This window comes from Janthinobacterium sp. BJB401 (assembly GCF_013372745.1).
Classification (GTDB): Bacteria; Pseudomonadota; Gammaproteobacteria; order Burkholderiales; family Burkholderiaceae_D; genus Janthinobacterium; species Janthinobacterium rivuli.
Window position 1 is genome coordinate 1 of record NZ_JABXFH010000042.1, and the last position, 12291, is coordinate 12291.

The following is a 12291-nucleotide window of genomic DNA, read 5'->3' on the forward strand; positions in this document are numbered from 1 at the left end:
ATACCGCAGCGCCTCGGCCGGCTTGACACGCGCGGCGCGCCAGCTCGGGTAGATGGTCGCCACCAGCGCCAGGCCAAAGGCGATCAGGCCGATCTGCGCCACGTCCAGCCAATGGACGTCCGACGGCACGGCGCTGATCTGGTAGATTTCCTTGGAGATGAAGTGCAAGCCGAAGATGCCTTCGATGAAAGGCACGATGACGCCCACGTTCAGCGCCAGCACGACGCCGCCGATGACGCCCAAAGCACTCCCCAGCAAGCCGACCAGCGCGCCCTGGATCATGAAAATCTTCATGATGGAGAACGGCGAGGCGCCCAGGGTGCGCAAAATGGCGATGTCGGCCTGCTTGTCGGTGACCGACATGACCAGGGTCGAGACCAGGTTGAACGCGGCCACGGCGATGATCATGCTGAGGATGATGAACATCATGTTCTTCTGGCTTTGCACCAGCGCATACCAGCTGGCACTGGCGCGCGACCAGTCGCGCATCCACAGCTGGCCAGGCATCGACGCCTTGAGTTCGCGCGCCACCTGCGGCGCCTGGTTCATGTCGTGCAGCCGCAGCCGCAGGCCGGACGGGCCGTCGAGCTGCAGCAGCTGCTCGGCGTCCTGCATGTTCACAAACGCCAGGCTGCCATCGAGTTCATTGTGGCCCGCCTCGAAGATGCCAGATACATTGAGCGCGCGCATGCGCGGCATGACGATGCCAGTGGCCGGGTCGCCCGCCCTCGGCTCGCGTTCCAGCATCAGGGTGACGTTCTGCCCCACTTTCACGTCGAGCGCCTTGGCCAGGTCGATGCCCAGCACGATGTTGTACGAGCCTGGCGTCAATTCCTTGAAACTGCCCTGCTTCATCTGGCTGGCCACGCTGGAGACGGTGGCTTCCTGCTGCGGCAGCACGCCGCGCACGACGGATGGCCGCATGGTTTCGTCGTTGAGCAGCATGCCCTGGGTTTCCACGAACGGCGACACGGCTTTCACTTGCGGGTTGGCGTAGGCGGCGCGCTCCTGCGCCTGCCAGTTCGGCATGGAGCCGCTCGTATCGAACACCTCGACGTGGGCCAGCACCGACATCAAACGGTCCGTGACTTCCTTCTGGAAGCCGTTCATGACGGAGAGGACGACGATCAGGGCGGCCACGCCCAGGCCGATGCCGGCCACGGAAATGAGGGAAATGAAGGAAATGAAGCTGTTGCGGCCACTGCGTTTCCCGGCGCGCGTATAGCGCACGCCGACCTGCCACTCGAAAGGAAATTGTTTGATGATGCTCATGCGCTCCCGCGACAACGTGATATGCGAGCGCGCAGTGTGCCACACAAATGGTATTTCATGCGCGAAACACATCACCGTGGCGCCATTTTTCCGCACCCGGCGGCTAGGGAAAAACCGCGGGAACTACTCCTCCAGCGCCACAATCGCCTACAATCTCGGGATGAATCAACTTACCCTCGTCCTACCCTTCGCCTTGCCCAATGCCGAGCTGGCTGCCGACCTGCTCAAGGTCTTGCAGGCGCCCGCCCTGGCGGCCCTGCTGTCGCGCACCTCAAATTGCAATTTAGAAACTTTTGACAACGCCAACCGGCTGCTGCCGCACGAAGCGTGGCTGGCCCATGCATTGACCCTGTCGCCCGCGCCCAACGGCGAGGCGGCGCAATCGGCCTTCGCGGCCCAGGCCATGCGCGGCTACGGCCTGGTGCCGGAACCGGGCGCGCGCTACTTCCTGCTGCACCCGGCCCACCTGGCCATCGCCCGCAGCCATATCAGCCTGGAAGACTTGCGCCAGCTCAAGCTGAGCGAGGCCGATGGCCGCACCTTGTTCGACACGGCGCGCCCGTATTTCGACGAGATCGGCCAGCCCCTGTCGTATGGCGACGCGGGCACCTGGTTCATGCGCGCCGATGGCTGGTTCGACTTGCAGTGCGCCACGCCGGACGCCGCCACCACGCAAGACCTGTCCGTGTGGATGCCGGAAGGCGAACATGCGCGCGCCGCGCGCCGCCTGCAAAACGAAGTGCAGATGCTGTGGCATGAACATCCCGTCAATGCGGCGCGCGAAGAGCGGGGCTTGAAAGCCATCAATTCTTTCTGGATCTGGGGCGCCAGCCTGGCCACGGCGGCATCTGCACCGGCGCGCTGCGCGTCCAGCCTGCATACCAAAGACGTACCGGGCTGGCTGGCCGCGCTGGCGGAACCGGCGCAGCGCGATGCCAGTCCAAACAGTGTGCTGGCAAGCCAACAGGACGCGATTGTCGTGCTGGGCGGCTTGACCGAAGCGGCGCAAGCCCAGGAATGGGGCATGTGGCTGCAGCAGTTGCAAGCGCTGGAAGCGGACTGGTTCGCGCCCCTGCTGGCGGCCGTCAAGGATGGCCGCCTGGGCCAGCTGCGCCTGGTGCTGAGCCACCGCGACGCCTGGCTGGACTGCACCACCAGCAAGCATGCGCAGCGCAAATTCTGGCGCGCGATTACCCTGAACAAGTTGAAAGCATCATGACCCGTACCCGCATCGCCACCCGTCCCTGCCCCTACCGCGAATCCGAATTGCTGCGCCAGGGCGGCATCCACCCTGTGCTGGCCCGCCTGTACGCGTCGCGCGGCCTGTCCGACGCGGCAGAACTGTCGAGCGAACTGGCGGCCCTGATGCCGCCGTCCGGCCTGCTGCACATCGGCGCGGCCGGCGTTTTCCTGGCCGACGCCATTGCCGCCAAGAAGCGCATGGTCATCGTGGCCGACTACGATTGCGACGGCGCCACCGCTTGCGCCGTGGCCATCCGCGGCTTGCGCGCCATGGGCGCCGACGTCGATTTCATCGTACCCAACCGTTTTGAGTACGGCTACGGCCTGACGCCGGAAATCGTCGAACTGACGGCCCGCGAAAAGTCGCCCGACATCATCATCACCGTCGACAACGGCATCGCCAGCATCGATGGCGTGGCCGAAGCGAACCGGCGCGGCATCCAGGTGGTTGTCACCGACCACCACTTACCGGCCGACACCCTGCCCGACGCGGCCGTCATCGTCAACCCGAACCAGCCCGCCTGCGGTTTTCCGTCGAAGCACCTGGCGGGCGTGGGCGTCGTGTTCTACGTCTTGCTGGCCCTGCGCGCGGAAATGCGCCAAAGGGGGATTTACGACCAGAAAACCCAGCCGCCCCTGCAAAACCTGCTCGACCTGGTGGCGCTGGGCACGGTGGCCGACGTGGTGCGCCTCGATACGAACAACCGCATCCTCGTCGCGCAAGGTCTCAAACGCATGCGCAAGGGCAATATGCACGCGGGCGTGGCGGCGCTCTTTCGCGTGGCGGGGCGCGAAGCGCGCAGCGCCACGCCGTTCGACCTGGGCTTTGCCCTGGGGCCGCGCCTGAATGCGGCCGGCCGCCTGCAAGACATGTCACTGGGCATCGAATGCCTGGTCACGGACGACGAAGGCCGCGCCTGGGCGCTGGCGCAGCAATTGAACGACATCAATCTGAAGCGGCGCGAGATCGAAGCGGAAATGCAGGACACGGCCCTGCTGCACCTCGATGATTTCGAACCGGCCAACAGCAGCACCATCAGCGTGTTCGATGAATCGTGGCACCAGGGCGTGATCGGCATCGTGGCCTCGCGCCTTAAGGAAAAATTCTACCGCCCGACCATCACGTTCGCGCCCGGCGCGGACGGCTGGATCAAGGGTTCCGGACGCTCGATTCCCGGTTTTCACTTGCGCGACGCGCTCGACCTCGTGTCGAAACGGGCGCCCAGCCTGATCGACAAGTTCGGCGGCCACGCCATGGCGGCCGGCTTGACCATTCGCGCCGACGCTTTCGACGCCTTTTCCAAGGCTTTCGAAGCCGTGGGCCAGGCCTGGCTCAGCCAGCAACAGCTGGAAAGAGTCGTGGAAACGGACGGCCCGCTGGAAGACGCGTATTACACGACGGCCTTCATCGAGCTGATGGATGGCCAGGTGTGGGGCCAGGGCTTCGCCCCGCCCGTCTTCTGCGATGAATTCCGCGTCGTCAGCCAGCGCATCTTAAAAGAACGCCACTTGAAACTGCTGCTGGAAAAGAACGGCGTGCGCTTCGATGCCATCTGGTTCGGGCATACGGACGCCTTGGGCGAACGCACGCGGGTGGCGTTCCGGCTTGATGCGAATGAATACAATGGCACCACGAAAGTTCAGCTGATGGTGGAGCACGCGGAACCTGTCTGATGGCACCTGAAAGCAACACCATGTTGACCGGTCTGAACCACCTCACCCTGTCCGTGCGCGATCTGGCGCGCAGCGTCGCCTTTTACCGCGACATGCTGGGCCTGCGCCTGCATGCCCGCTGGGACAGGGGCGCGTATCTGTCGGCCAGGGATTTGTGGCTGTGCCTGTCGCTGGACGGGCAAGGCACGGCTGCGCTGGCCAGCCCGGCCTACACGCATTACGCGTTTTCCATTTCCCAGCACGACTTCCCCGCCTTTGCCGCCCGCCTGCGCGCCGCTGGCGTGCCCGAATGGCAGCAAAACCGCAGCGCCGGCAATTCCCTGTATTTTCTCGATCCGGACGGCCACCAGCTGGAAGCCCATACGGGCAGTCTGGCGCAGCGGCTGGCGGCCTGCCGCGCAGCGCCGTACCAGGGCATGGTGTTCGAGGATTGAAGCTGTCCACATCGAATATTCAATAAATTCGTTAAATTCATTATTCCTCAAAAAAAACAAGCACCGTGAAAAAACACTGTCGCGTATCGGTACGCCCCTGATAATCTTGCTTTTAAGACTTAACAAAGCTGACAATATTTCACTCAACAACAGGCAAATAAGCCACATTTCATTGCAAAAATAAAAATATTGATTGAAAATAGTTAACACTTATTTGGCAAATTCGCTAAAATTGATGACGCATCAGGAAATTCCCAATGATGCATGATCAGTTTTGAGGGCAAACCCGTCGAAAGGCGGGGACGCAAAGCCACCGGCCTACCGCGCGCAAGCGCCACGGCAGCGGGGCTGCCAATGTGCAGGACCGGAGCCGCCAGCGCGCGGCACCAGCCTGGATGCATTGTCGAGATGTGGCCCTCGCCCAACTCGGAGAGTTTCGCCATGAAAAAAATCATTCCCCCGCACCACCGTCACGGGCGCCTGCTGCTGGGCGCCACGGCCGCCATCCTGCTGGCCGCGTGCGGCCCCGGCCAGGAGACGCCGGCATCAACGCCGCCTGCCGCCATCGCCACGGCCGCGACACAGTTCACCGTCGAGGTGCCCGTCATTCCGGACGCCGTCGGCGCGCTGGTGGTGCAACCGATGTTCCATGCGGCCCCGGCCCTGCTCGATACGCCTGACGGGCGCGACAGCGCCAACAGCAGCGGCTCGGCGCACTGGCGGCCGCACTTGCAGCGCGTGCCCGGCGCCATGGGGGAAATGACCACGCGCCGCCTGACGGCGCAAAGAATCGCCGTCGCGGAACAGGCGGCGCAGGACATCGCGCCATTGCTCGATGGTAGCGGCGCGAGCGACGTCGCCGCGCCCATGGCCGGCAGCAGCGTGGTGGCGACCTATTCTCCCGCGCAAATCCGCGCCGCCTACGACCTGCCCGCCCTGCCGGCGGCGGGCACGGCGCTGACGCCAGCCCAGGCGGCCCAGCTGGGCGCGGGGCAGACGATCTACATCGTCGACGCCATGCACAACCCGAACGCGGCGGCCGAACTGGCCATCTTCAACCAGAAATTCGGTTTGCCAGGCTGCACCACCAAGGCCATCGCCACGAATGCCACTTTGCCCTTGCCGCCGGCCCCGCTCAGCGGCTGTGAATTTTCCGTTGTCTACAACACGCCGTCGAGCACCATGACGGCCACCGCGCCCGCCTATAACTCGGGCTGGGCCATGGAAATCGCGCTCGACGTGCAGTGGGCGCATGCCACGGCGCCGCTGGCGCGCATCGTGCTGATCGAGGCGCCCGACGCGTCCATCAACAGCCTGCTGGGCGCCGTGCGCCTGGCCAACCTGATGGGGCCTGGCGTCGTGTCGATGAGCTTTGGCGCCGCCGAGGGCAACTGGACGACTTCCGTCGACAGCGCCTTCACGGGCAAGAACATGAGCTACCTGGCCGCCACGGGCGACTCGGGCAGCGGCGTGTCCTGGCCTTCCGTATCGTCCAACGTGCTGGCCGTGGGCGGCACCACGCTCAGCTACAGCGGCAGCGGCATGCGCAGCGAAACGGCCTGGTCCGGCACGGGCGGCGGCATCAGCGCCTACACGGCACTGCCCGCTTACCAGACGGCCAGCGTGCCCGGCCTGACCAACCTGCTGCGGCGCAACGTGGCCGACGTGGCCTTCAATGCCGACCCCGCCACGGGCCAGTACACGGCCGTGATGACACCGGGTAGCAGCACCGCCAGCTGGCTCAGCATCGGCGGCACCAGCCTGTCCACGCCGCAATGGGCCGGCCTGATCGCCATCGCCAACGCCAGCCGCGCGCTGCAGGCGAAGACGGCGCTCGGCCTGGCGCACGGCATGCTGTACGGCCAGATCGCCAGCGTGCCCGGAACCTTTGCCAGCAGCTTTGCCGACATCACGCGCGGCAGCAACGGCACTTGCGGCGTGTGCACGGCCAGGGTCGGCTACGACCCGCTGGGCGGCCTGGGCACACCCAACGTGAAAAGCCTGCTGGCCAGCCTGTCGGGCACGCAGATCGCGCCAACAGCCCCCGTGGTGGCGCCGGCCAGCATCAGCGGCGCGGCCGGCAAGCCGCTGTCCTTCACCGTCTCGGCCAGCGCAAGCAATCCCCTCAGCTACAGCATGCTGGGCGCGCCGGCCGGCATGAGCATCGCCGCCACGGGCGTGGTCAGCTGGGCCAATCCCATCGCCGGCACGTATGCCGTGACCATGGTGGCCAGGGATAGCGTCAGCGGTCTCAGTGGCCAGGGCGTGTACGCCATCGTGATCACCCCCGTCGCGCCGCCCGTCGTCGGCACCGGCGCCATCACGGGCAAGGTAGGCACGGCACTGGCGTTCAATGTCAGCGTCTCCGCCCCCAATCCCGTCAGCTACACGCTCGCCGGCGCGCCGGCCGGCATGAGCATCAGCAGCGCCGGGCTGGTGAGCTGGGCCGCGCCCGTGGCCGGCACCTATGCCGTCACCGTCACGGCCAAGGACAGCAAGACTGGCTTAAGCGGCAAAGGCCTGTACACGGTGGCCATCGCCGCCCCGCTGCCGCCCGTGGTGACAGTGTCCAGCGTCAGCGGCAAGCCGGGCGTGGCCCTGTCGTTCACGGCCACGACGGTGGCGCCCAACCCCGTCAGCTACAGCATGCTGGGCGCGCCGTCCGGCATGAGCATCAACGCCGCCGGCGTCGTCAGCTGGGCCAGTCCCGTGCTGGGTAGCTACAGCGTGACGGTCATCGCCAAAGACAGCAAGACGGGCTTGACGGGCCAGGCCGTGGCGACGGTAAAAATCGCCGCCGCCGGTCCCACGATCAGCGCCGCCGCCATGACGGGCGTGGCCGGTAAGGCCATGAGCGGCAGCATCGTGCTGACGGCGCCGGGCGCGAACGCGCTGTGGATCTCCATCATCGGCGCGCCGCTGGGCATGCAGTTTTCCATGAGCGGCATGACCATCACGGCCCGCTGGCCCCTGCCGGTGACGGGCAGCTACACGCTGAAGGTCGTGGCGCTGGACAATCATGGCTTGACGGCGCAGCTGAACGTGCCCGTCATCGTCACGGCCAGATAAGCTCGCGCAGCCCGCCCGCCAACGGGGCGCACCGGGACACATGTCCTGGCGCGCCCCGTTTTGCATGCGCGCGGCCGTTGCAACGAATCCTGAAAAGGAGTATAAATAGTCCTTAAACAGAGTTTTATCGAAGGACATATCATGAATCTCGCTTACGCCTACCCCAAAAGCCGCTTCGAGCCGGCCGTGCTCGTCGACCTGAACGCCAAAGCCGAGCGCGAGCGATTGTCGCAGGCGGCATTGAAGGGGTTTTTCAAGCTGGCATCCGCCTGGAAACTGCGCGACGACGATGCGCGCGAATTGCTGGGCGGCCTGTCCAGCAGCGCCTGGTACGAGTGGAAGAAGCACCCGGACCGCGTGCTGGAAGTGGACCGCATCACGCGCATTTCCTATTTGCTGGGCATTTATAAAGCCTTGCACATCCTGTATGGCGACAAACTGGCCGACGAATGGGTCAGCTTGCCCAACAAAAACCCGATCTTCGGCGGCCGCACGCCCCTGTCGCAAATGCTGGCCGGCGGCTTGCTGGCCATGCAGACGGTGCGCAAGCTGCTTGACGCGCGCCGCGGAGGACTGTAATCGTGCCTGCCGTCCCGCCTACCCACCTGCCGCCGCTGGCCGCCTTGCGCCAGATCGACACGTGCCGCCTGATCCCGTCGCGCTTCGCCGACATGGAAGACTCCGTGCTGGCGCCGCTGGCCGAGGACGACGCGCACCTGCGCGAGCTGTTCGAGCTCGATAACGCGACGAATGCGCGCCTGGTGGCCGAGTACGGCGGCGCGCCAGGAATTGGCGTGGACGAGCTGGTTTTTGGCGTGCCGCATTTTCGCATCATCAACGCCGCCTACACCTATGCCCGGCCGGAAGGGGCGCGTTTCAACGATGGCGAACGGGGCGCCTGGTACTGCGCCTTCGACATGAAAACGGCGCTGGCCGAGATCATTTTCCACAAGACCGTGGAATACCAGGAAATCGATTATTTCGACGACAGCGTCAGCTACCAGTCGCTGCTGGCCGATTTTTCCGCCAGCTTCCACGACTTGCGCGGCCAGGAGCGCTATCAGGCTTGCCTCGATCCGGCCAGCTACATCGCCTCGCAAGACCTGGCCGCCATCCTGCTCGAAGCCGGCTCCATGGGCGTCATCTTCCCCAGCACCCGGCTGGCGGGCGGCACCAACCTGGCCTGCTTTCGCCCCGCCCTCGTGGGCAATGTTCGCAAAGGCGCCGCCTATCGGTTAACATGGCGGGGTACGCCAATACCGCAGGTGGAAGCCGTCCCAGGCAAATAAACCGCGCGCATCGGCACCGACTCACCGCAACCTGATCTCACATGCAAACCAATCCTGAAAAAGACACCGAACTGCGCCTCAAAGTGAACAGCGAAACGGCCCGCCTGGCCTGGAGCGAACTGGAAAAGCACTTCGCCCAGGGCAACGTCGTCTGGGTCGCCAATGAACTGGACCTGGTCGAAGTGGCCGTGCGCATCTCGCACGACGACAAGGCCACGATCACGCAATGGATGGCCGATGGCAAAGTGGCCAAAGTCTCCGACCAGCAGGCGCTGGACTGGCAGGCCGCCGACGCATGCCTGTGGGCCGCCGTCGTCAGCCCGTTCATTCTGGTGCAGCAGGAAAAACCGACCAGGCACTGATGCTTACAGGCTGCGTTCGAACATCAAGCGTAGCGCAGCGCTGCTGTCGAGGGTCATCACGCTGTCGCTGCGGCCCTCCCCATCCACATAGGATTCTCCTTGCACCTGCTGCCGGTGCAGCAGGTTGGCCGCCGACAGGCGCACGCGCGTTTTCGCGTCCGGCTGCCACAGCGCATACGCATCCAGAGTGCGCCGCACGCCCGCATGGCTGCTGGCGTGCGCATCGAGCCGCGCCAGCCCGCCCGTCTGCACGTGCAGATTGCCGCCCATGCTCAGCATCGGCGAGCGCCGGTAATCGAGCCCCAGGTTGAACGTGGCCGGCACCTGGCTGGCCAGGCGGTTGCCAGGACCCGGTACGGCGGCGACGCGCGACCAGTTGCGCCCCGCATTGGCGCGCACGTCGACATCGGGCGCCTGCTCCCACCAGGTCCGCACGGGGAACTTCACATCCATTTCAATGCCGCGCACCGTGGCCGTGCCATTGTTGAACGGGCTGGCCGTCCAGATGCCATCGTGCTGGAACAGGCGCTGCACGGTGACATCGCTGATGCGCCGCGTGAATGCCGACAAACTGGCCACGCCGCTCTTGCCGAAATAGCTTTCCCAGGCCGCGTCCAGCCCCCATGCCAGTTCCGGGCGCAGGTCGGGATTGCCCTGGAAATCGGGATTGTTGGCGCTGTTGCCATTGTTGACGGTGTAGCGGCGCGGCACCAGGTTGCGCGTGGTGGGCGCCTTGTAGGTGCGCGCCAGCGCCAGCCGCAGCTGGTCGCGCTCCTGCCGCGGCGGCTTCCACAGCAGCTGCGCCACGGGACTCCAGACGCTGGCACGCGTGCGCACTTCGCTCAAGGTGCGGCCTTCGGTCGCCGTCTGCAAGCCTTCCCAGCGCACGCCCGCATACATTTGCAGGCGCGGCGTCACATCCCATTCATCCTGCGCAAACAGGGCCAGGCGCCGCACGTCGGCCGTGTAGTCTTCATCGAGCGCATACGGCGCGCCACCGGAAAAATACGTGTCGCGCTGGCGGCGCGACTCGCTGCGGCGTATCAGGCTGCCGTCCCAGCCCACGCTCAGGGCGTGGCCGCCGCCCAGCCGGCCCAGGTATTTTCCGCTGCTGTTGACGCTGTCGTCGATGGCGTCGGCGACCACGCCGCGCAGCAGCAGGGGCGCGCCACCGGCCGCCTCGCCATGGAAGGCGTAATCCGTGTCGCGCCGGTTGTGGTTGACGCCCAGTTTGGCCGTCAGCTTGCCCGCGGCCCCCAGCGCGTGCGACCAGCTCACATCGCTGCGCGCTGAAAACACGCTCGCTTGCGAGGTGGCGCCATTGCGCGGATAGCTCGATGCCTGCCCCAGCAAGGTCGTTTCGCGGGCCACGCCGTCAAACCCCGTGCGATACCAGTCCAGCAGGCTTTGCCAGGTGATGGTGTCGCCCTTGTCCAGGGTCCAGTGCAGGCGCGGCGTCAGGCTGGCCTTGTTGACGGACGAGGCATTGCGCGTGCGCGTGTCGCGCAGCGCCAGCGGCACGCCGGCGGCATCGGACATGGTGTCAGTCGTCCTGCCCGCCACGTCGTCGGCCGTGCGCGCGAGCGCACCCGTCAGCGCATAGGCGAAACCCGGCAATTTGTCCGCCACGCGCAGGGATGCGGCAGGCTGCCAGCGGCCGTCCTGCCGGCCCGCGCCCAGCTTCCATTCGCGCTCGGCGCCGCTGGCGCCCTTGCGCAAGACCACATTGATGCTGCCGGCGACGGCCTGCATGCTGTATTCAGCCGTCGCGCTGCGCAAAATCTCGATGCGCTCGATCATGTCGGGCCCGATCGATTCGATGGAAAAGCCCGGTGGCGCGGGCTCGCCGTTGATCAGCATCTGCGTGTAGCCCGCCCCCAGGCCCCGCATGCGCACCTCGCCGCCGACGACGGAGACGCCGGGCTGGCGTTTCAGCGTCGCGGCCAGGCTGCTGTCGCCATATTGGGCCAGGTCGTCACGGCTGACGACGATTTTCGCGGCCGTGTCGTCGCGCCGCTGCTGCACGCCGCTGGCGGCGGAAATGGCAACTTGCTGCAACGGCGTATCGTCGGCGCAGGCAACGGCCGGCAAGAGCAGAAAAAGGAGAGGGAAAGTCGGGCTGGCGCTGCGCATGATGCCTTTTCTACACTGCGGGTACGGGAGCGCGCAGTGTAGAGGATTTGACAATGCGCAGCAAGCGCATTGTCAAGCCAGGTTCAATGCCCGCCACCCAGATACGCCGCGATCACCTTCGGATCAGTCTTCAGACTCTCCGCCGGCCCATGCACGGAAATGCTGCCGTTTTCCAGCACGTAGCCGTAATCGGCCACGTTCAGGGCGGCGGCGGCGAATTGCTCGACCAGCAGCATGGTCACGCCTTCGGCCTTCAATCGCGTGATGATGCGGAAGACTTCTTCCACCAGGATAGGCGCCAGGCCCATCGACGGTTCGTCCAGCAGTATCACTTCCGGGTTCAGCATCACGGCGCGGGCCATTGCCAGCATTTGCTGCTCGCCGCCCGAGAGCGTTCCGGCCAGCTGGTCGCGCCGCTCCTTCAGGCGGGGGAACAGCTCCAGGGCCTTGTCCAGGTCGCCCTTGATGTCGCCTTTCGGGCGCGAGCGCGTAAAGCGGGGGAAGGCGCCCAGCAGCAGGTTGTCCGTCACCGACATCGAGGCGAACACCCTCCTGCCTTCCGGCGAATGGGCCAGGCCGGCGCGGGCGATGCGGTGCGAGTCGAGGCCCGTGACGTCCTTGCCGCCCAGGGTAACGGTGCCGGATTTCGGTTTCAGCATGCCGGAAATGGCGCGCATGGTGGTGGTCTTGCCGGCGCCGTTCGAGCCGATCAGGGTCACCAGCTTGCCTTTCGGGACGTCGAGCGAAATGCCGTGCAGGACTTCGACTTTGCCGTAGGCGGCGTGCAGATTGCTAATGGTCAGCATGGTCTTCCTC

At 65.5% G+C, this 12291-nt stretch carries 10 protein-coding genes and 1 riboswitch; of the genes, 7 read left to right on the plus strand and 3 right to left on the minus strand.

Going from position 1 to position 12291, the window contains the following annotated elements; genetic code table 11:
* On the minus strand, window positions 1–1272 hold a 1272-nt coding region (locus HWE17_RS22060), incomplete at its 3' end, for a lipoprotein-releasing ABC transporter permease subunit (RefSeq protein WP_176390250.1).
* 160 nt (window positions 1273–1432) lie between these two features.
* On the opposite strand from HWE17_RS22060, the gene HWE17_RS22065 reads away from it, so the two are divergent.
* The 7 genes from HWE17_RS22065 (at window position 1433) to HWE17_RS22095 (ending at window position 9342) form a co-directional block, all read left to right on the plus strand.
* Window positions 1433–2491, plus strand: a complete 1059-nt coding sequence (locus tag HWE17_RS22065; protein ID WP_176390251.1) for a hypothetical protein — start codon at window positions 1433–1435, stop codon at window positions 2489–2491.
* Window positions 2488–4188 carry a single-stranded-DNA-specific exonuclease RecJ gene (gene recJ, locus HWE17_RS22070; protein WP_099403146.1) on the plus strand — a complete coding sequence of 567 codons (1701 nt, stop codon included), beginning with the start codon at window positions 2488–2490 and terminating at the stop codon, window positions 4186–4188. The genes HWE17_RS22065 and recJ overlap by 4 nt, the downstream gene beginning before the upstream one ends.
* Window positions 4189–4208: 20 nt before the next feature.
* Window positions 4209–4622: a fosfomycin resistance glutathione transferase gene (gene fos / locus HWE17_RS22075; protein ID WP_176390285.1), complete on the plus strand. Its 414-nt coding sequence runs from the start codon at window positions 4209–4211 to the stop codon at window positions 4620–4622.
* A 269-nt stretch (window positions 4623–4891) separates the two neighbouring features.
* Window positions 4892–4978, plus strand: a riboswitch (cyclic di-GMP riboswitch).
* An 85-nt stretch (window positions 4979–5063) separates the two neighbouring features.
* Window positions 5064–7691, plus strand: coding sequence for a S53 family peptidase (locus tag HWE17_RS22080; protein WP_176390252.1), 2628 nt, complete (start codon window positions 5064–5066; stop codon window positions 7689–7691).
* 141 nt (window positions 7692–7832) lie between these two features.
* A complete protein-coding gene (locus tag HWE17_RS22085) occupies window positions 7833–8270 on the plus strand; it encodes an MbcA/ParS/Xre antitoxin family protein (RefSeq protein ID WP_035819569.1) in 438 nt (145 codons plus the stop codon).
* 2 nt (window positions 8271–8272) lie between these two features.
* Window positions 8273–8980: an RES family NAD+ phosphorylase gene (locus tag HWE17_RS22090; protein WP_176390253.1), complete on the plus strand. Its 708-nt coding sequence runs from the start codon at window positions 8273–8275 to the stop codon at window positions 8978–8980.
* Window positions 8981–9021: 41 nt separating this feature from the next.
* The gene (locus HWE17_RS22095; RefSeq protein ID WP_176390254.1) at window positions 9022–9342 is read left to right on the plus strand and encodes a DUF2288 domain-containing protein; all 321 of its coding nucleotides are present in this window, start codon (window positions 9022–9024) and stop codon (window positions 9340–9342) included.
* A gap of 3 nt (window positions 9343–9345) precedes the next feature.
* Here HWE17_RS22095 and HWE17_RS22100 read toward each other — a convergent pair whose 3' ends face one another.
* The gene (locus HWE17_RS22100; protein WP_176390255.1) at window positions 9346–11475 is read right to left on the minus strand and encodes a TonB-dependent siderophore receptor; all 2130 of its coding nucleotides are present in this window, start codon (window positions 11473–11475) and stop codon (window positions 9346–9348) included.
* A gap of 83 nt (window positions 11476–11558) precedes the next feature.
* On the minus strand, window positions 11559–12281 hold the full coding sequence (locus HWE17_RS22105) for an ABC transporter ATP-binding protein (RefSeq protein WP_099403143.1): 723 nt from the start codon (window positions 12279–12281) through the stop codon (window positions 11559–11561).
* Window positions 12282–12291 lie beyond the last annotated feature (10 nt).